Below are 19196 nucleotides of genomic sequence, written 5' to 3'. Positions count from 1 at the left end.
CATGGGTGGGCGTATGGCCGGGGCCGCGGGGGCGCTTGCGGAGGAACTGCCGGGGTGGGTGACGCTGTTGCGCGCGCCCAATCCGGGGCCGATGACGCTCGACGGCACCAACACGTGGGTGCTGCGGGCCGGGCCGGACGCGCCGGCCCTGGTGGTCGACCCGGGACCGGCCGACGAGGGGCACCTGGCCGCGATCGCGGCGCAGGGCGGCATCGGGTGCGTGCTGATCACGCACGGGCACCCCGACCACACCGAGGGCGCGCCCCGGCTGCGTGAGCTGCTCGGCGACGTGCCGGTGCTGGCCGCCGACCCGATCCACACCGCCGGGGGCGAGCCGCTCACCGCCGACACGCGCCTCGACCTGGGGCTCGGCCTGCGGCTGCTGCCCACCCCCGGGCACACCGCCGACTCGGTCTGCCTCCTGGCGGAGCACGACGGCGATCGGGTGGTGCTGACCGGCGACACGATCCTCGGCCGGGGCACCACTGTGGTCGCCCACCCCGACGGGCACCTCGGGGACTACCTGTCGAGCCTGGAACTGCTCTCCACGTACCGGGAGATCCCGGTGCTGCCGGGCCACGGCCCGGCGCTCGCCGACTGCGGCGTCGCGGCCGACTACTACCTGGCCCACCGACGGGCCCGGCTGGAGCAGGTGCGCGCCGCAGTGGCCGCGGGCGCCGCCACCGCGCCCGAGGTGGTCGCCGTGGTCTACGCCGACGTCGACAGGTCGCTGTGGTGGGCCGCCGAGTGGTCCGTCCGCGCCCAGCTCGAACACCTCGGGGTGGAGCAGCCGTGACCTGCCCGGTGTGCGGGACGGTAGCGGTACCCGGGGCGCGGTTCTGTCACAACTGCGGCGCGGCGCTGCCGGCCGCCGCCACGCTGCCCGCCGCCGAGCGCCGCGTGGTGACAGTGCTCTTCGGTGACCTGTCCGACTTCACCTCCTGGTCGGAGGACCTGGACCCGGAACGGGTCGGCGCGGTCACCGACCGGGTGCTCGCCGCGCTGGCCGGCGCGGTCAAGACGTTCGGCGGGCACGTCGACAAGCTCACCGGCGACGGGATCATGGCGGTCTTCGGCGCGCCGGTCGCGCACGAGGACGACGCCGAGCGCGCGGTGCGCGCGGCGTTGTCCATGCAGCGGGCGGTCCGGCGGGTGCTCGACGACGAGCGGGGCGGCGGCGCGCCGCTGGGCCTGCGCGTCGGCCTCAACACCGGCGACGTGATCGCCGGCATCCAGGCCGCGATCGAGTACACGGTCATCGGCGACACGGTGAACACCGCCGCGCGGCTGGCCGACGCCGCCGCGGTCGGCGCGGTCTACGCCGGGGCCCGGACGTCGGCGGCCACCCGGCACGTCGCCTCCTGGCGGGCGCTGCGTCCGCTGCGGCTCAAGGGCAAGCGGGAGCCGGTCGAGGCGTACGAGCTGCTGGGCCTGCTGGACGCGCCCGGCACCCGGTCCGGTCTCGGCGACGAGGCGCCGTTCGTGGGCCGGGAGACGGAGATCGGCCGGATCGCCGGCCGGCTCGCCGAGGTGATCGACCGGGGCGAGCCCCGGGTGCTGCTGATGACCGCCGAGGCGGGGATCGGCAAGTCCCGGTTCGCGGCCGAGGTGGAACGCCTGGCCGCCGGATACGACGTCGGGGCCGGCCGGTACGCGGCGCACACCGGCGCCCGGGTGCTGTCGGTGCGGTGCGCCGCGTTCGGCGAGCGCCGCCGCCTGGCCCCGCTCGCCGACCTGGTGCGCGCCGCCGTCGGTCTGCCCGGCGACGCGGCCACCGCTGTCACCCGCCCGGCCGTCGAGGAGCGGCTGCGCCGGCTCGGCCAGCGTCTGTCCCGGCTCCCCGGCGACCCGCCGCCGATCGCCGTGGACCAGCTTCTGGCGCTGCTCGGGTACGCCGAACTGCCGCCCGCCACGGAGAACGGCGAGTGGAACGCGGCCGGACCGCCACCGGACGACGAAGCCGTGCCGACCGCTGTCGCCGACCTGCTCACCGCGCTCGCCGTGGAGGCGCCGCTGGTGATCGTGGTGGACGACCTGCACGACGCCACGGCCGAGACGCTCAAGGCGCTGGCGCTGACCCTCAACCGGCTCAGCGGGCCGGTGCTCGTGCTGCTGCTCGGCCGGCCCGAACTGGTGCGGACCGCCGGCGCGCTGATCCGGGTCGCGGACGCCGAGGTGCACGCGCTGCCGCCGCTGCGCGGCGCGGACGCCTCCCGGCTGCTCACCAGCTATCTCGCCGGTGGGCGCATGCCCCAGTCCGACGCGGACCGGCTGCTCGCCACCGCTCAGGGCAACCCGTTCTACCTGGCCGAACTCGTGACGCTGCTGATGGAGCGCGGCGCGCTGACCGCCGGGCCTGGCCGGGGCGCGGACGTCGGCTGGCGGCTCGCCCCCGGCTCGCTCGGCAGCCGGCTGCTCTCCCGGGACCTCGCCGCGGTGCTCGCCGCGCGTATCGACGCGCTGCCGCCGGACGCCCGCTCGGCGCTGCGCGACGCCGCGGTGGTGGGCGACACCGTGCCCGCCGGCGCGCTGGAGGCGCTGCGGGAGCAGCGGATCGGGCAGGACGGCCGGCCCGCTGCGGTGGCCGCCGTCGAGCTGGACCGGGCCGTGGAGGAGCTGCTGCAACGCCGCATGCTGCACCGCACCCGCACCGGGTTCGCCTTCGCCACCCCGCTCATGCGGGAGGCCGCGTACGCCGGGGTGAGCAAGGCCGAGCTGGCCGAACGGCACGCGGCGCTGGCCCGCTGGGCCGCGCCGGAGAGCGTGGCCGAGACGGGCGGCGCCCCGGCGGGCGCCTTCACCGAGGCCGCCCGGGACGACTTCGTCGCCGAGCACGTCGAGCGGGCGACAGCGCTCGCCGACGCGGTCAAGCTGCGCCCGGACGCGCCGGCCCGGGCCGTCACCCCGCTGGGCGTGGCCGCGCTGGGCCGGGCCGCCCGCCGGTCACTGCGCTCGGGGGAGCCGGCTCTCGCGGTCGAGTACGCCGAGCGCGCGGCCGAGCTGGCCCGCGACGGCGTACCGCCGGCCGACCGGGTGACGCACGCCCGGGCGCTGCTCCAGATCGGCCGCCCGGCCGACGCGCTCGCGTTCGCCGAGAAGATCGCCGCGAACACCGGCGACCCGGCCACCCGGACCGCCGCGCTGCTGCTGGCCGGGCAGGCCCAGCAGACGCTTGGCGACGCCGAGCGGGCCGAGCGCAGCTGGCGGGAGGCGTTGCAGGTGGCCACCGACGCCGACCTGCCCACCATGCGGGCGTCGGCGATGCGGCGCCTCGGCATGGCCGACTTCATCGCCGGCCGGCTCGGGCAGGCGAGCAGCCGGCTGGCCGCGTCCTATCAGGTCAGCCTGGCCGCCCGGGATCCGCGCGGGCAGGCCTGGTCGTTGCAGAACCTGGCCTGGGTGACCACCACCCGGGGCGACTTCGCCGGCACCGACGCGGTGCTCGGCCGGGCCGCCCGGCTCTTCGCCGAGCTGAAGGATCCGTACGGGCGGGCCTGGCTGCGCGGCACCACCGCGTTCGCCCGGCTGCTCGCCGGACGGCTGCGGGAGGCGTGCCGGTTGGCGCGGGTGTTCCTGCCGTTCGGGGAGCGGGTCGGCGAGGCGTGGGCGGTCGGTACGCTGCGCGCGGTCGAGGCGTACGCCACCGCCGAGCTGGGCGACCTGGCCGAGGCGGACCGGGCGGCGCGGCGCGCGTACCGGGACTTCGCCGAGGTGGGCGACGACTGGGGGCAGGGCTTCGCGCTCGTGGTGCGCGGGGTGGTGGCGCGCGGGCTGGGCGAGCCGGAACACGCGGCCGACCTGTTCACCGACGCGCTCGAATACGCCGACCGGACCACCCACCCGTTGCTCACCGGCATGGCCGGCACGTTGCGCGGCTTCGTCGCCCTGGACATGGGCGACCACGAGACCGCCGAGCGGGAGGCGCGGTCGGTGCTGACCCGGGTGGAGCCGCACAACCCGCAGGCGCCGGCCCAGGTCGCGCCGCGGGTGCTGCTCGCCATGGCCCGGCTCGCGGCCGGTGACCCGGGCACCGCCGTGGGGCTGCTCGCCCCGGTCGCCACCGGCGCGGCGAACGCGCCCTCGCTGCTGTTCTCCCGGCGGCAGACGATGGCCCGGTACGCCGCCGCGCTGCTCGCCCACGGCCAGCGCGAGCAGGCCCTCGACTGGGCGCAGCGGTCGATCACCGCACCGGCCGAGGACGTGCGCAGCCAGGTGGTGGCGCAGCTGGTGCTGGCCGAGGCGCTCGACGCCTGTGGCCGCCGGGCCGAGGCGCTGGCCAGCGCGGAGGAGGCGGTACGTCTCGCGTACGCCACCGAACAGCGCAGTGAGCGGATGGTCGCCGACGCGTTGCGGGTCCGTCTCTCCGGCGGCTGATCCGTTGTTGTTCTACCGGTTCCGGGGATGTGCTCGTCGGTGGGGCCGGTTAGCGTGGGGCGGCGTCCGTCGCGGGTCGACTGTCGCACACCGGTACGCGCGCGCGTCACCGGCGGACCATGCTGGGGAGGGACGATGAGGCTGCCGCGCTCGGGCGCCGGCTGGACGATCGCGGTCTTCGGGCTCCTCGCGCTGCTGCTCGGCGCGCTCGGGTTGATCTGGCCGGAGACACAGCTTCGCCTGCTCGGCTTCGAGGTGCCGGCCGAACGCGCCCCGGGCGACTACACCGGCACGTTCCTCACCGCGTCGTCGATGGCCTCGTTCAACATGGGGGTCTACTACCTGCTCGCCGTGGCGACCGAGTGGCGGCCGTTCTACCGGTTCACGGTCTGGTTCCGCCTGGTCACGTTCACCGTCTTCACCATCGCGGTGCTGTCCGACGTCGCGCCGGACCGCTTCTTCGCGGTCGCCGCGTGGGAGGGGCTGGGCGCGGTCGCGACAGCTGTCGGCCTGTGGTGGGACGCGCGCCGGGCGGCTCCCGGCACGGCCGGGCCCGGCGACTCCGCGCCGGATCCGGTGCCGGCCACTGACGCGGCCCGCTGACCGGCCGGACCAGTTGGGTATTTTCGAACCGTGACCGAGACCCCGCCCGGCGCCGTGCGGCTGCCAATCGTGCCCGGTCTGACCGATCTGCAGGTGTTCGCCCGGGGCGGCTACGCCACCATCTACCGGGCCACCCAGATCTCGGTGGGACGCGAGGTGGCGGTCAAGATCGAGAACCGGACGCTGGACAGCGAACGCGACCAGGCCCGCTTCCTGCGCGAGGCCCGCGCGGCCGGCCGGATGTCGTCGCACCCCCACGTGGTGGACCTCTTCGACGTCGGGGTCACCGTCGACCAGCACCCCTACCTCATCATGGAGCTGTGCGACGGCTCGTACGCGGAGCGGATGCGCACCTCGCCGCTGGGCCCGGAGGAGACCCGTGACCTCGGCGTGAAGATCGCCGACGCGCTGGTCCACTCGCACGCGGCGGGCGTGCTGCACCGGGACGTCAAGCCGGCCAACATCCTGCACTCCGAGTTCAACTCGGCGGTGCTCGCCGACTTCGGCCTGGCGGTGCTCGCCGAGTTCCGTGACTCCTCGGTCATGCTGGAGGCGCTCACGCCCGCGTACGCGCCGCCGGAGACGTTCAACCACAGCCCGCCCACCCCGGCCGTCGACGTCTACTCGCTGTGCGCCACCCTCTACGCGGTGATGTACGGCCGGCCGCCGCGCTGGCACTCGGAACGCAATCCGAGTCTGGTCACCGTGCTGGAGATGTTCCAGCAGCCCATCCCCGGGCTGCCCGGGGTCCCCGGCGAGCTGATCGACGTACTCCGGTTGGGGATGTCCAACGACCCGGGCGAGCGTCCCTCCGCTGTCGAGCTGCGCGGCCTGCTCGCCGGGCTGCCGCTGGACGGCGCTCCGGCCGGCGGCGTGCTCTACGACGGCGGCGAGCGCTACCGCCGTAGCGGGGGCCCGAACCCGCGCCCGCCCGCCGACGACGACCACCCGACCGTGGCGTCGCGGCCCCGGCGCTGGCCCAAGCGCTGGTTCCTCGGCGGCGTTGGGGTGCTCGCGCTGGCGGCGTCGGCAGGTGGCGGCTGGCTGGCCGCCGGTCACGCGCCGGCCGCCCCGCCGATCCCGGTGGCGAGTGGCGTGGCCGGCGGGCCGGTGCCCGGCTGCGCGTCCGCCGACGTGCGGCTCCCGGCCGGCGCGCGGTGCGCCTCCGAGCTGGAGTGCTTCGGTCCGGTACGGCTGCGCCGCGACCGGGCCGAGGCGAGCCGGGTGCCCTGCGACGGCCAGCACACGTGGGAGACCTACGCCGCGGGTGACCTGCCGGCCGGTCTCACCGGCGCCAAGCACGACGCGGTCGCCACCGACCCGGCCGTCGGCAAGGTGTGCAACGTCGACACGTTCCGGGTGGTCAGTGGCGCCGACCCGGCGAACGGATGGAACCTTGAGGTGTTGCCGCCGGAGACCGACGCCGACCGGACCTACCGGTGCCTGGCCGGCCGGGGCGTGAACGCGCTCGCCGGGCCCACCCTCACCGGTCGCTGACCCCTCGGCCCTGCCGTACCGCCCGCGGGTCGAGCGTCTCCAGCGTGTCCGCGTCCACCGCCGTCTGCGCCCGCAGGCCGCGTACCGCCCGCGGGTCCAGCGCCTCGAGCGTGTCCGCGTCGACCGGATGGCCGGCCGGGGCGCGCAGGTTCCGCACGGCCCGCGGATCGATCGCCTCGAGCGTGTCGGCGTCCACTCCGTACCCGGCCTCGGGGAGCCAGGTCTCGGACGGTGGGGGGTGCCCGCCACCGCCGTCGGGCTGGCGGGCCGCGGTGATCGTCACCCCGGCGATCATGCCCAGCACGACGCAGACCAGGGCCAGCACGACCGACAGGATGCCGGGCGGGCGCCACACCGCGAGAGCCACCACCGCCGCCACCGTCGCCATGGACGCGACGACGGCCTTCGCCCGCGCATCGGGCTTCGGGAACGATCTCACCCGACAAGCATGGCCCAGCGCGGCGACCTGTCAACCTGCGGGCTGAGACGGTTTCCCGTCAGTGACCTTCCACTTCGGAGTGCCAGAAGCGCTGATCGAGTGAAAATCGTTACATCCTTCGGCTGTCTGCCGTATCGCTGCGCGTCGGGGAGCCGCTACCGTGAGCGTCGATCCTGGGAGTGGCGAGGGCCGAGGTCTCCTCGACCACACCGCCCACTGACGGACCCCCGGGGTACGGCGGGTGATCGGGCACCCGCCGTACCCCGGGCCGCCCGCTCGCCGCGTGGCCCCCGCACGGCGGCCACGCGCGAACGCTGCGGTCAGTAGGACTTGTCCTGGCCCAGCACGTGCTGCGCGACGAAGTTGAGGATCATCTCGCGGCTGACCGGGGCGATCCGGCCGGCGCGTACCGCGCCGAGCAGCGTCGACACGCCGTACTCGGTGGTCATGCCGGCGCCGCCGAGCGCCTGGACGGCGGTGTCGACGGCGAGCGCGGCGGCCTCACCGGCCGCGTACTTGGCCATGTTGCCGGAGATGCCCGCTTCCAGGTCGCGACCCGCGTCGTAGAGCGTCGCCGCCTTGTAGATCATCAGTCGGGCCAGCTCGACCTGCACTGCCGCGTGCGCGAGCGGGTGCGCCACGCCCTGGTGCGAGCCGATCGAGTTTCCGCCCCACACCTTGCGGGTGGCGGTGTAGTCGCTCGCCCTGTCGATCGCGTACCGGCCGGTGCCCGCGCCCATCGCGGCCACCGTGATGCGCTCCGGGTTGAGCCCGGCGAACAGCGCCGGCAGCCCGGCGTCGAGTGACTCGCCGACGAGCGCGTCGGCGGGGAGCCGGACGTCGTCGAGGAAGAGCAGGAACTGGTTCTCCGGCGACAGGATCTCCATGTCCAGCTTGGACTTCTCCAGGCCGGGCGCGTCGGTCGGCACGATGAACAGCGCGGGCTTGAGCTTGCCGGTGGACGCGTCCTCGGTGCGGGCGACCACTAGTACGTGCCCGGCCTCGTCCACGCCGGAGATGTAGATCTTCCGGCCGGTGAGCAGCCAGTCGTCGCCGTCGCGGCGGGCCACGGTGGAGAGGCGGTGGAAGTTCGAACCGGCGTCCGGCTCGGTGATCGCGAAGACGATCTTCTCGGAGCCGTCGGCGAGGCCGGGGAGGTGCTTCTTGCGCTGCTCCTCCGTACCGTGCCTGTGGATGATCGTGGCGGCGATGGCGGGGGAGACCACCAGGAGCAGCAACGGGCAGCCGGTAGCGGCCAGTTCCTCGCACACCAGCGCCAGGTCGGTGATGCCGCCGCCCCCGCCGCCGTACTCGGTGGGGATGTTGACGCCCAGGTAGCCCAGCCGGCCGGCCTCGTGCCACAGCTCGGTGGTGTGCTCGCCGGACTTGGCTTTCGACACGAAGTAGGAATGGCCGTACTTGCGTCCCAGCTCCCGTACCGCGTCGCGGAGCTGATCCTGTTCGGGGGTGAGGTCGAAATTCACTGCGGGTCCTCCTCGGGGTCCACCACGGCCAGTACGGCACCCGTCTCGACCTGACCGCCGGCGGGCACCGGCAGCTCCGTCACCACGCCGTCGGCGGGGGCGAGCACGGGATGTTCGAGCTTCATCGCTTCCAGCGTCAGCAGCAGGTCACCGGCGGCGACCCGCTGACCGACCTCGACGTGCACCCGGGTCACCGCTCCGGGCAGCGGCGCGAGCAGCGACCCGGCCGCCAGCTCCGCGGTGGGCAGGGGCAGGCGGGGCAGCTCGGTGAGGCTCGCCGCCCCGTCCGGGCCGTCCACGAAGACCGACGACCCCACCCGGTGTACGCGGAACGCCCGCCGTACCCCGTCGACGTCGAGCACCACCCGGTCCGGGGCGGCCGTCACCAGCTCGACCACCGGCAGCTCGGTGTTAACAGGGGACCCTTCCGCTACCGGATCCGTTAACAGGGGGCCCTTCCTTCCCCACTCGGCGAGGCCGCCGGTGCGGTCGAGCCGATAGCGGATCTCGATCTCCTCGCCGTCGCCGACGGTGAAGCTGGTGACCTGCGGGAAGGACGGCACGTTGCGCCAGCCCGACGGCAGCCCGGCCAGCACCGGGGCGGCAGCCCGGCGCGCGGCGGCGCCGGCCAGCGCAGCCGCCAGTGCCGCCACCGGAAGCTGCTCGACCGGCAGCAGCGGCTCGAACACCTCCGGGTGCCGGTCCAGGAAACCGGTGTCCACGTCCATGGCGGCGAACTCCGGGCTGCGCAGCACACGCACCAGCAGATCCCGGTTGGTGGCCACGCCGTGCAGTTCGGCGCGGGCCAGCGCGCCGGCGAGCGCGCGGGCCGCCTCGGCGCGGGTGGGCGCCCAGGCGACGAGCTTCGCCAGCATCGAGTCGTAGTGCACGCTCACCGTCGAGCCGTCCACCACGCCCGAGTCCAGACGCAGCCCTCGGGCCGGACCGAACTCGGCGGCCACCCCGGGAATCGCGAACCGGTGCAGCGTGCCGGTGGCCGGACGGAAGCCCTGGGCCGGGTCCTCGGCGCACAGCCGTACCTCGATGGCGTGGCCGTCGGCCGGCGGTGTGGTGGCGACCGGCAGCGGCTCGCCCTCGGCGACGAGCAGTTGCAGCCGGACCAGGTCCAGCCCGGTGGTCAGCTCGGTGACCGGGTGCTCCACCTGGAGGCGGGTGTTCATCTCCAGGAAGTGCACCTGCCCGTCCGGCGCGAGCAGGAACTCCACTGTTCCCGCGCCGACGTAGTCGACGGCCCGCCCGGCCGCCACCGCCGCCTCGTGCAGCTCCGCGCGCACGTCGTCGGGCAGCACGCCGGGCGCCTCCTCGACGATCTTCTGGTGGCGGCGCTGGATGGAGCAGTCACGTACCCCGAGCGCCACGACGGTGCCGTGGGTGTCGCCGAAGATCTGCACCTCGACGTGCCGGCCGCGTTCCACGTACCGCTCGATGAAGACGGTGCCGTCGCCGAACGCCGCCGCCGCCTCGCGGCGCGCGCCAGCGACGGCCTCGGCCAGCCCGGCCGCGTCGCGGACGATCCGCATGCCCCGGCCGCCGCCGCCCGCCGCGGCCTTGACCAGCACCGGGAAGGCGGTCACCTCGGCCGGGTCGGTCCAGGTGGGCAGCATCGGCACGCCCGCGTCGGCGAGCAGCGCCTTGGCGGCCATCTTGTCGCCCATCGCCGCGATCGCCTTCGCGGACGGACCGACCCAGGTCAGGCCCGCGTCGGTCACCGCCGCCGCGAACTCGGCGTTCTCGGCCAGGAAGCCGTAACCGGGGTGGACGGCGTCCGCGCCGGACCGGCGGGCCGCGTCCAGGACGGCGTCGATGCGCAGGTACGTCTCGGCCGGCGTGTTACCCGGCAGCCGTACCGCCTGGTCGGCGTCGGCGACGAACGGCGCGTCGGCGTCCGCGTCGGAGTGCACGGCGACGGTGGCCACGCCGAGGGCGCGGCAGGTGGCGAAGACCCGGCGGGCGATCTCGCCCCGGTTCGCAACGAGAAGCTTGTCAATCATTGAGCCGCCCCCTACATCCGGAAGACGCCGAAACCGTCGGCGCCCTTCACCGGTCCGTTGTGGATCGCCGACAGGCACAGCCCGAGGACGGTACGGGTGTCCCGCGGGTCGATCACCCCGTCGTCGTAGAGCCGCCCGGACAGGAACAGCGCGCCGGACTGCGACTCGATCTGCTGCTCGACCATCATCCGCATGGCGGCGTCGGTGTCCTCGTCGTACTCGCGTCCCCGGGCGGCGGCGGCCTGCCGGGCCACGATGGACAGCACCCCGGCGAGCTGCGCCGGGCCCATCACCGCCGACTTCGAGTTCGGCCAGGTGAACAGGAACCGCGGCTCGTACGCCCGGCCGCACATGCCGTAGTTGCCGGCGCCGTAGGAGGCGCCCAGGTTGACGGTCAGGTGCGGCACCTTCGAGTTCGACACCGCGTTGATCATCAGGGCGCCGTGCTTGATGATGCCGCGCTGCTCGTACTCGGTGCCGACCATGTAGCCGGTGGTGTTCTGCAGGAAGACCAGCGGTGTGTCCGCCGCGTTGGCGAGCTGGATGAACTGCGCCGCCTTCTGCGCCTCCTCGCTGAACAGCACGCCCCGGGCGTTCGCCAGCACACCGACCGGGTAGCCGTGCAGCTCACCCCAGCCGGTGACCAGGGCGGTGCCGTAGCCGGGCTTGAACTCGTCGAACGCGCTGTCGTCGAGCACCCGGGCCAGCACCTCGCGCGGGTCGAACGGCACCTTCAGGTCGGCGCTGGCGATGCCGAGCAGCTCCTCCGGGTCGTACCGGGGTGGCAACGGGTGGGGGTTGCGCGGCGGCGGCCCGTGCTTGCGCCAGTTGAGCCGGCGGACGCACTGCCGGGCCAGCCGGATCCCGTCACGCTCGTCCTCGGCGAGGAAGTCGGCCAGGCCGGACGTGGTGGCGTGCATCGCCGCGCCACCGAGCGACTCGTCGTCGGTGACCTCGCCGGTGGCCATCTTCACCAGCGGCGGCCCGGCCAGGTAGACCTGCGAACGGTCCCGGATCATGATGGTGAAGTCCGACATGCCGGGTACGTACGCCCCGCCGGCGGTGGCGTTGCCGAAGACCACGCTCACTGTCGGGATCCGCTGCGCGGAGAGCCGGGTCAGGTCCCGGAACACCCGGCCGCCGGGAATGAAGATCTCCGCCTGGGTGGGCAGGTCCGCGCCGGCCGACTCGACCAGGTTCACCATCGGCAGCCGGTTGGCCGCCGCGATCTCACCCGCCCGGCGGGTCTTCGCCAGCGACCACGGGTTGATCGCGCCGCCGCGTACCGTCGGGTCGTTCGCCACGATCAGGCACTCCACGCCCTCGACCACGCCGATGCCGGTCACGGTGCTGGCGCCGACCGGGAAGTCGGTGCCGAACGCGGCCACCGACGACAGCTCCAGGAACGGGCTGTCCGGGTCGAGCAGCAGCTCGATCCGCTCGCGGGGAAGCAGCTTGCCGCGACCGTGGTGGCGGGTCACGTACTTCTCGCCGCCACCACCCCGGGCCTGGTCGAGCGCCTCCTCCAGTTCGGCGAGGCGTTCCAGCAGCGCCTCCCGGTTGGCGGTGAAGGCGGGCGCGGACGGGTCGATCGTGCTCTGCAGAACTGTCGTGCTCACAGGCCCATGCCCTTCGCGATGATCTCGTTCATGATCTCGGTGGCGCCGCCGCCGATACCGAGCAGCCGGGCGTCGCGGTAGTGCCGCTCCACCTCGGCGTCCCGCATGTAGCCGAAACCGCCGTGCAGTTGCAGCGCGGCGTCGACGACGAAGTCGCACGCGGACACCGCCACGTTCTTCGCGATCGCCACCTCGGTCACCACCGGCTGCCCGGCCGCGACCCGCTCGGCGACCTCGTGCACGTACGCCCGGGCCGCCTCGGTGCGGGTGTGCATCTCGGCCAGCCGGTGCCGGACGACCTGCCGCGCGACGAGCGGCCGGCCGAACGTCTGGCGGTCCCGGCACCACCGCACGGCCAGGTCCACGCAGCGCTGCGCCGTGGCGTACGCCTGCGTGGCGAGCGAGAGCCGCTCGGCGGCGAACTGCTGCATGATGGCGAGGAAGCCGGTGTCCTCCGGGCCGACTCGGTTGCGCACCGGCACCCGCACGTCGACGAAGGACAGTTCGGCCGTGTCCGAGCAGTGCCAGCCCAGCTTCTCCAGCCGCCGGCCCACAGTGAACCCCGGCGTGCCCTTGTCGATCACGAGCAGGCTGAGCGAGCCCGACCCGGGGAAGTCGGTGCAGACCGCCGTGGTGACGAAGTCGGCCCGGACCCCGCTGGTGATGTACGTCTTGGCGCCGTTCACCACGTAGTGGTCGCCGTTGCGTACCGCGCAGGTGCGGATGCCCGCCACGTCCGAGCCGCCGTCCGGCTCGGTGATCGCCAGCGCGCCGATCATCGTCCCGGCGAGCGTCGGCCGCACGTACCGCTCGATGAGCGTCTCGTCCTGTGCCTGAACCATGTGCGGCAGCGCGATCCCGTGCGTGAACAGCGCGGCGATCAGCCCCGACGAACCGCCCGAGCGGATGATCTCCTCGGTGACCACCATCGAGTCGAGCAGGTCGCCGCCGCTGCCGCCGACCGACTCCGGGAAGCCGATGCCGAGCAGGCCGACCTTCGCGGCTGTCTCGTGCAACGACCGGGGCAGCTCGCCGGCCCGCTCCCAGTCGGACAGGTGCGGCAGCACCTCCCGGGTGACGAACGAGCGGGTCAGCTCGCGCAGCTGCCGGCGCTCCGGCGTGTCCACGATGGTCATGCCGGAACCTCCGTCGGAAGATCGACCACTCGCGAGCGCAGCAGCTCGCCGAGCGCCTTGGCCTGGGGGTCGAACCGGGTGGAGGCGGCCACGCCCTGCCCGAGCAGCCCTCGGATCACGAAGTTGACCGCGCGCAGGTTCGGCAGCTCGTACCGCTCGACGGTGAGCGCCGCCGTCTCCGGCAGCAGCTCCGCCAGCCGGTCCACAGTCAGCCAGTCGCGCAGCCAGGGCCAGGTGGCATCGGTGCGGGCCCAGACGCCCAGGTTGGCGTCGCCGCCCTTGTCGCCGGACCGCGCGCCGACAAGCTCACCGAGCGGCCCCCGCCGGGTTGCGGGTAAGGAAGGGCCCCCTGTTAACGCCTCGTGTTGTAAAGGGGCCCCCTGCAAACCGCTCGTCACCGTCGGCGGCGGGATCGGCACCCGCTCGCCGGAGGGCAGCACCGCCACGTGCTCGACCGCGTCCTGCGCGATCGCGTCGGCGGTGAACACCCCGTACGGCGTCGCGTCGCCGGGCAGCGTGGTCAGCGTGCAGCCCGGGTAGGAGGCCAGCGCCAGCTCCACCGCCGCCGCCGAGAACGCCCGCCCGGCCCGCGACTTGTCGCCGTCACGCATGTGTACGTGCAGCAGCGCGCTCGCCGCCTCGGTGTCGCCGGTGTCCGGGTGGTCGGTACGGGCCAGCGTGAACTCCAGCCCTTCCGTGCCGACCGACTCCTCGACCTGGGCGCGGACCAGTGCCGCCTTGGCCGGGATGTCCAGCCCGCACAGCACGAACGTCATCGAGTTGCGGAAGCCGCCCAGGTTGTTGACGCCCACCTTGAGCGTGTCCGGTGGCGGCGTGCCGCGTACCCCGGACACGCGTACCCGGTCCGGGCCCTCCTGCTCCAGCCGTACCGTGTCCAGCCGGGTCACCACGTCCGGCCCGAGGTAGTCCGGCCCGCCCACCTCGTACAGTAGCTGGGCGGTGACCGTCTCGACCGTCACCGCGCCGCCGGTGCCCGCGTGCTTGGTGAGCACCGACGAGCCGTCCGAGTGCAGCTCGGCGATCGGGAAACCGGGGCGGCGCCCGCCGTCCGGCAGCTCGGTGAAGAAGCTGAAGTTGCCGCCGGTGACCTGCGCGCCGCACTCGATCAGGTGCCCGGCGACCGTCGCGCCGGCCAGCGCGTCGAGGTCGTCACGGGTCCAGCCGAAGCGGGCGATTGCCGGGCCGACAGCCAGCGAGGCGTCGGTGACCCGCCCGGTGACCACCACGTCCGCGCCCGCGTCGAGGCAGGCCGCGATCCCGAACGCGCCCAGGTACGCGTTGGCGGTCAGCGCGTCCGGCCGCTGGATCGCGTCGCCTTCGACGTACCCGACCCGCACCTGGACGCCGAGCCGGTCGCCGAGCGACCGGATCGCGTCGGCCAGCCCCGCCGGGTTGAGGCCGCCCGCGTTGGTGACGAGCGTGACGCCGCGCTCCAGCGCGGTGCCGAGCACGCCCTCCGCCTGGCGCAGGAACGTCTTCGCGTAGCCGAGCGACGGGTCACGCATCCGGTCGCGGCCGAGGATGAGCATGGTCAGCTCGGCCAGGTAGTCACCGGTCAGCACGTCCAGCTCGCCGCCGTCGAGCATCTCCCGCCAGGCGGCGAAACGGTCGCCGTAGAAGCCCGACGCGTTCCCGATCCGCAGCACGCTCATGCTGTGCTGATCGGGCATGCGCTCACGGCCCTCGCTTCGCTCGGTGCGTTCGCTCATGCTGTGCTGATCGGGCATGCGCTCACGGCCCTCGCTTCGCTCGGTGCGTTCGCTCATGCCGTGCTGATCGGGCATGCGCTCACGGCCCTCGCTTCGCTCGGTGCGTTCGCTCATGCCGTGCTGATCGGGCATGCGCTCACGGCCCTCGCTTCGCTCGGTGCGTTCGCTCATGCCGGCTCTCCCCGGCTCGCGGGCTCCCGCTTGTCGCCGGGCGGGCCGGCGAACGCCTGGGCCACGTCCAGCCACTCGTCGGCCACCGGCCCGGTGGCGGTCAGGGCCAGGTCGGCGCGGTTCCGGCGCTGGGTGACGAGCAGGCAGAAGTCGAGCGCCGGGCCGGTCACCCGGTCGGCCGCGTCGGCCGGCCCGAACTCCCACACGTCGCCGCCCGCGGGTGCGGTCAGCTCCACCCGCACCGGCGCCGTGGGCACCGCACGGCCGTGGGCCGCGAAGCCGTGCCCGAGGGTACGGAAGCCGAGGTGCGCGATGTGCCGCAGGCGCTGCGTCGGGGTACGGCTGACGCCGAGCGCGTCGGCCACGTCCTCGCCGTGCGCCCACGTCTCCATCAGCCGCGCGGTCACCATCGAGGTGGGCGACATACTGGTGCCGTACCAGGGGATCTTCTGCCCGGCGGGGACGGCGGCGACCGCCCCGGCGAGCGCCGACCGGCCCGCGCGCCAGCGGGCCAGCAGCGCGGCCGGGGGCGCGAGGAAGGACTCGGCGCCGTCCTCGACCAGGCGCGACGGGTCCGGAGCGGCCATCACCGAGGCGAAGAACGCGGCCTCGTCCGTGGCCGCCAGGTAGGCGACGTGGTCGGTCCAGGCCAGGTGCGCGATCTGGTGTGCGACGGTCCAGCCCGGGGCCGGCGTCGGCCGCTCCCATCCGTCCGGCGGAAGGTCCGCGACGAGCGCGTCGAGCTGTTCGGACTCGGCGGCCAGATCCGCGAGCAGGGCTGTCAGGTCGACCATTGTGCCTCCGGGCGGGGGTGGGTCAGGGGATCAGTGCCGCTCGCTCTCGGGGGTGAGCAACGCGGCTAGCTGGCGTTTCCAGGTCTGAAGCAGGGCGGCGCGACGGGGCGAGTCGTCACTGAGCAGGTTGGCCACGCCGAGGCCGCGGAGCAGGTCGAGCGTGGCCTGCACCGACTCGCGTACGCCCGGCTTGCGTTCGTCCACGCCGAGCAGCTCGACGGTGAGCCGGTACATCTCGCGGCCGATCCGCGCCTCCAGCGGCACCAGCGCGGCCCGCAGCTCGGCGTCGGTACGGGCGGCGACCCACAGCTCCAGCGCGGCCGCGAACAGCGGGCCGGTGAAGGAGGCGGCGAGCAGGTCGACCACCCCGTCGAGCCGCTGCGGGCCGGAGGGCAGTGCCGCCGCCTCGGCGCGCAGCTCGGCGGCCCGGCGCTCGGTCAGGTGCGTGACGGCGGCGGTGACCAGGGCGGCCTTGGTGGGGTAGTGGTGCAGCTGGGCGCCCCGGGAGACGCCGGCGCGGGCCGCCACCACTGTCGTGGTGGTGCCGGACCAGCCGTGCTCCACCAGGCAGTCGACGGTCGCCTCCAGCAGACGGGCCTGGGTGGCGCGGCTGCGCTCCTGCTGCGGGACGCGGCTCGGTGCGGTGGACACGCCAACAGCCTGCCGCCCACAAAACAAACAGTCAAGCCTGACTTTTTTGAAAGGAGGGGCCCCTTCTTAACGCCTCCGGTAGAGGAAGGGCCCCCTGTTAACGCCTCAGCGGCCGTCGCGCGGGGCGAAGACCGTGAGCGCGTCGGCGTCCGAGTGGCGGGAGCGGACGTACTCGTCGGCCCAGGCCGCGGCGTCCGGGAACGCGGACTCGGCGGCGATCCGGGCGCACGCGGCGTCCACGTCGAAACGCGTGCGGCGCAGTTGCACGCCCGGTCCGAGCAGCGCCCACCAGGCGCCCGTGCCCCCGTACGGCATGCCGACGCTGCCCGGGTTCACCACCAGGCGACGGTCGACCAGCCGGGTGAACGGCATGTGCGTGTGCCCGCAGACCACCGTGCCGACCTCGGGCGGGAGGCCGGCGAAGACTTCGGCCCAGCGGTCGAGCCGCGAGTCGACGAGCACGACCTCCTCGTCGTCGCGCGGGGTCGCGTGGCAGAACAGCACCTCGCCCAGGCCGGTGACCGGCAGCGTGACGGACGGCGGAAGCGCGGCCAGCCGGGCCACCTGGTCGTCGCGGAGCTGCCCCGCGGCCCAGTTCGAGACCTCGATCGGGGAAGCCGACCCGGCGCGCGCCTGCACCAGCTCCCGGTCGGCGTTCCCGCCGACCCAGCAGGCCCGGTCGCCGAGCGCGGCCAGCCGGTTTAGCGCCTCGACCGGCTGCGGACCGGCCGCCAGGTCGCCGGTGAGGACGATCAGGTCGGCGGCGGCCACGTCCGGCTCGGCCAGCACTGCTTCCAGCGCGGGCAGCACACCGTGGATGTCGGAGAGGACGGCGACACGATCGGGCATCGCCCCAGCCTGGCGGCACCGGACCGGAGGATCAAACGATTCTGCGGCGGGCAGAGACGGCACCGGCCGGCCCGTTCCGCGACGGCACCGGCCTGGCCGTCGCGGAGAAGACGGCACCGCCCTGGGCGTCGCGGAGAAGACGGCACCGCACCGGCCTACGCGGAAGACGGCATCGGTCTGGCCTGCGCGGAAGACGGCATCGGCCCGGCACCGCGCGGTGCCGGGCCGGAAAGCCGGTACGGAGGTCAGACCCGCGCGCGGCGGGCCAGGCGCTCCGGGTCGAGGATTATGATGCTCTTGCCGTCCAGTCGCAGCCAGCCGCGCGAGGCGAAGTCGGCGAGCGCCTTGTTGACGGTCTCCCGGGAGGCGCCGACGAGCTGGGCGATCTCCTCCTGGGTGAGGTCGTGCGTCACGCGCAGCACGCCGCCGTCGCGGGTGCCGAAGCGGCCGGCCATCTGGAGCAGGTTCTTGGCGACCCGGCCCGGCACGTCCGTGAAGATCAGGTCGGCGAGCGAGTCGTTGGTCCGGCGCAGCCGGCGGGCCAGCACCCGCAGCAGCTGCTCGGCGATCTCGGGCCGGTTGTTCAGCCACGGCCGCAGGGCCTGCTTGCGCAGGCGTACGAGCCGGGTGTCGGTGACCGCGGTGGCGGTCGCCGTACGCGGACCGGGGTCGAAGAGCGACAGCTCGCCGACCATGTCCGACGGGCCCATCACGGCGATCAGGTTCTGCCGGCCGTCCGCCGCGCGGCGACCCACCTTGATCTTGCCGGACAGAAGGATGTAGAGACTGTCGCCGGGTTCGCCCTCGTTGAAGACGATTTCGCCCTTGCGGACCTCGATCGTCTCCATCTCCTTGGCGAGCGCCTCGGCAGCCTCCGGGTCGACACCCTGGAAGATCCCGCTGCGGGCCAGTACCTCGTCCATCGCGCACCTCCGCCTGCGCGTGCCGTCCGTCGGCCGGGTCCGCCGTCCGCTGATCCCTCGCGCGCCGCCAGTCTAGGCGCACATGAGTAGGAATCAGAGGTGCACCCCTGGAATCTTGATCGTTGGGCGTAACCCGCCCGACCCGGTGAGCAGCTAAGATCCCGCTTCCGGCCCGGCCCGGCGCCACCCGTTCCCACCTGTGATCGTAGGGTGACCGGCGTGCTGTGTGAGCCGTTCCTGACCACCCGGTCCGAAGCCGGGTGGGACATCCCCCTGCTGGTGTGGCGGGCCGAGAGACCCCTGCTGGCGGTCGGCTCCGCCCCGCTGGGCGGCGGCATCGGCGTCCGCGGGTGGGTGCTGAACGCGACGGTGCCCATGTCGTACCACCGGGACGACCCCGCCGCGCACCTGGCTGAGCTGGCGGACGGCCTCGACCTGGGCGGACCCGGCGTCGGGCTGCTGACCGGCGTGGACGTGACCGAGGTGGTGCGCCGCACCGACGGCGGCGTCCGGGTCTGGGCGACTGTCGGCCTGGGCACGCCGGTGTGGGCCGCCGCGCCCGAGCCGTCCCTGCCCGCCGCGCCCGAGCCCGCGCCGCCCGCGCAGCGCGTCGGCACGGTCAACATCGTCGCGTACGTGCCGGAGCGGCTTGGCGACGCCGCCCTGGTCAACGCCGTGGCCACCGCCACCGAGGCGAAGGCGCAGGCGATCTGGGAGCTGGGACTGCCGGCCACCGGCACCCCCACCGACGCGGTGACGGTGCTCTGCCCGGCCGACGGCGACCCGGCCCCGTACGGCGGCCCCCGGTCGGCCTGGGGAGCGCCGCTGGCCCGGGCCGTGCACGCCGCCGTCCGCTCCGGTGGCGCCGGAACCGTCGTGCCCTGGTCCGACCGGGTTGCGCGCTGACGTGCCGA

15 protein-coding genes are annotated in these 19196 nt (G+C 74.2%); 5 read left to right on the top strand and 10 right to left on the bottom strand.

Going from position 1 to position 19196, the window contains the following annotated elements:
* The first annotated feature begins 1 nt into the window (after position 1).
* From MicB006_RS09745 to MicB006_RS09730, 4 genes are all read left to right on the top strand, one after another.
* Complete coding sequence (locus MicB006_RS09745) at positions 2-796, top strand: MBL fold metallo-hydrolase (RefSeq protein ID WP_370013438.1); 795 nt, start codon at positions 2-4, stop codon at positions 794-796.
* Positions 793-4374 (top strand): adenylate/guanylate cyclase domain-containing protein, encoded by a 3582-nt coding sequence (locus MicB006_RS09740; RefSeq protein ID WP_116505382.1) that lies wholly within the window; start codon positions 793-795, stop codon positions 4372-4374. Before MicB006_RS09745 ends, MicB006_RS09740 begins: the two co-directional genes overlap by 4 nt.
* 135 nt (positions 4375-4509) lie before the next feature.
* Positions 4510-4977: a hypothetical protein gene (locus MicB006_RS09735; RefSeq protein ID WP_116505380.1), complete on the top strand. Its 468-nt coding sequence runs from the start codon at positions 4510-4512 to the stop codon at positions 4975-4977.
* A 30-nt stretch (positions 4978-5007) separates the two neighbouring features.
* The gene (locus MicB006_RS09730) at positions 5008-6474 is read left to right on the top strand and encodes a serine/threonine-protein kinase (protein ID WP_116505379.1); all 1467 of its coding nucleotides are present in this window, start codon (positions 5008-5010) and stop codon (positions 6472-6474) included.
* On the opposite strand, the gene MicB006_RS09725 is transcribed toward MicB006_RS09730, so the two are convergent.
* From MicB006_RS09725 to MicB006_RS09680, 10 genes are all read right to left on the bottom strand, one after another.
* Positions 6461-6913, bottom strand: coding sequence for a hypothetical protein (locus MicB006_RS09725; protein WP_116505377.1), 453 nt, complete (start codon positions 6911-6913; stop codon positions 6461-6463). The two genes, MicB006_RS09730 and MicB006_RS09725, sit on opposite strands and share 14 nt — an antisense overlap.
* A 320-nt stretch (positions 6914-7233) precedes the next feature.
* Entirely contained in the window at positions 7234-8397 is a 1164-nt protein-coding gene (locus MicB006_RS09720) for an acyl-CoA dehydrogenase family protein (RefSeq protein WP_116505375.1), read from the bottom strand.
* The gene (locus MicB006_RS09715) at positions 8394-10409 is read right to left on the bottom strand and encodes a biotin carboxylase N-terminal domain-containing protein (RefSeq protein WP_116505373.1); all 2016 of its coding nucleotides are present in this window, start codon (positions 10407-10409) and stop codon (positions 8394-8396) included. Before MicB006_RS09715 ends, MicB006_RS09720 begins: the two co-directional genes overlap by 4 nt.
* A gap of 11 nt (positions 10410-10420) precedes the next feature.
* Positions 10421-12028: an acyl-CoA carboxylase subunit beta gene (locus MicB006_RS09710; RefSeq protein WP_116505371.1), complete on the bottom strand. Its 1608-nt coding sequence runs from the start codon at positions 12026-12028 to the stop codon at positions 10421-10423.
* On the bottom strand, positions 12025-13164 hold the full coding sequence (locus MicB006_RS09705) for an acyl-CoA dehydrogenase family protein (RefSeq protein WP_116505370.1): 1140 nt from the start codon (positions 13162-13164) through the stop codon (positions 12025-12027). The genes MicB006_RS09710 and MicB006_RS09705 overlap by 4 nt, the downstream gene beginning before the upstream one ends.
* Complete coding sequence (locus MicB006_RS09700; protein ID WP_116511298.1) at positions 13161-14837, bottom strand: acyclic terpene utilization AtuA family protein; 1677 nt, start codon at positions 14835-14837, stop codon at positions 13161-13163. The genes MicB006_RS09705 and MicB006_RS09700 overlap by 4 nt, the downstream gene beginning before the upstream one ends.
* Before the next feature lie 224 nt (positions 14838-15061).
* Positions 15062-15859 carry a TIGR03084 family metal-binding protein gene (locus tag MicB006_RS09695; RefSeq protein WP_116505368.1) on the bottom strand — a complete coding sequence of 266 codons (798 nt, stop codon included), beginning with the start codon at positions 15857-15859 and terminating at the stop codon, positions 15062-15064.
* 30 nt (positions 15860-15889) lie between these two features.
* Entirely contained in the window at positions 15890-16510 is a 621-nt protein-coding gene (locus MicB006_RS09690; protein ID WP_073829246.1) for a TetR/AcrR family transcriptional regulator, read from the bottom strand.
* Positions 16511-16615: 105 nt separating this feature from the next.
* A complete protein-coding gene (locus MicB006_RS09685; protein WP_116505366.1) occupies positions 16616-17359 on the bottom strand; it encodes a metallophosphoesterase in 744 nt (247 codons plus the stop codon).
* Between the two features lie 245 nt (positions 17360-17604).
* Positions 17605-18282 (bottom strand): Crp/Fnr family transcriptional regulator, encoded by a 678-nt coding sequence (locus MicB006_RS09680; RefSeq protein ID WP_007466162.1) that lies wholly within the window; start codon positions 18280-18282, stop codon positions 17605-17607.
* A gap of 219 nt (positions 18283-18501) precedes the next feature.
* On the opposite strand from MicB006_RS09680, the gene MicB006_RS09675 reads away from it, so the two are divergent.
* Positions 18502-19188 (top strand): adenosylcobinamide amidohydrolase, encoded by a 687-nt coding sequence (locus tag MicB006_RS09675; protein ID WP_116511297.1) that lies wholly within the window; start codon positions 18502-18504, stop codon positions 19186-19188.
* Positions 19189-19196: the final 8 nt, after the last annotated feature.

The organism is Micromonospora sp. B006 (assembly GCF_003408515.1).
Lineage (GTDB): Bacteria > Actinomycetota > Actinomycetes > Mycobacteriales > Micromonosporaceae > Micromonospora > Micromonospora echinospora_A.
The sequence above is the reverse complement of the archived record's forward strand: the minus strand, read 5'-3'. Positions and strand labels throughout refer to the sequence as shown.

Coding starts and splice junctions, on each gene's coding strand:
- MicB006_RS09680 (WP_007466162.1), bottom strand. CDS start 18,282: ATGGACGAGGTACTGGCCCGCAGCGGGATCTTCCAGGGTGTCGACCCG.
- MicB006_RS09745 (WP_370013438.1), top strand. CDS start 2: ATGGGTGGGCGTATGGCCGGGGCCGCGGGGGCGCTTGCGGAGGAACTG.
- MicB006_RS09705 (WP_116505370.1), bottom strand. CDS start 13,164: ATGACCATCGTGGACACGCCGGAGCGCCGGCAGCTGCGCGAGCTGACC.
- MicB006_RS09715 (WP_116505373.1), bottom strand. CDS start 10,409: ATGATTGACAAGCTTCTCGTTGCGAACCGGGGCGAGATCGCCCGCCGG.
- MicB006_RS09735 (WP_116505380.1), top strand. CDS start 4,510: ATGAGGCTGCCGCGCTCGGGCGCCGGCTGGACGATCGCGGTCTTCGGG.
- MicB006_RS09695 (WP_116505368.1), bottom strand. CDS start 15,859: ATGGTCGACCTGACAGCCCTGCTCGCGGATCTGGCCGCCGAGTCCGAA.
- MicB006_RS09685 (WP_116505366.1), bottom strand. CDS start 17,359: ATGCCCGATCGTGTCGCCGTCCTCTCCGACATCCACGGTGTGCTGCCC.
- MicB006_RS09700 (WP_116511298.1), bottom strand. CDS start 14,837: ATGAGCGTGCTGCGGATCGGGAACGCGTCGGGCTTCTACGGCGACCGT.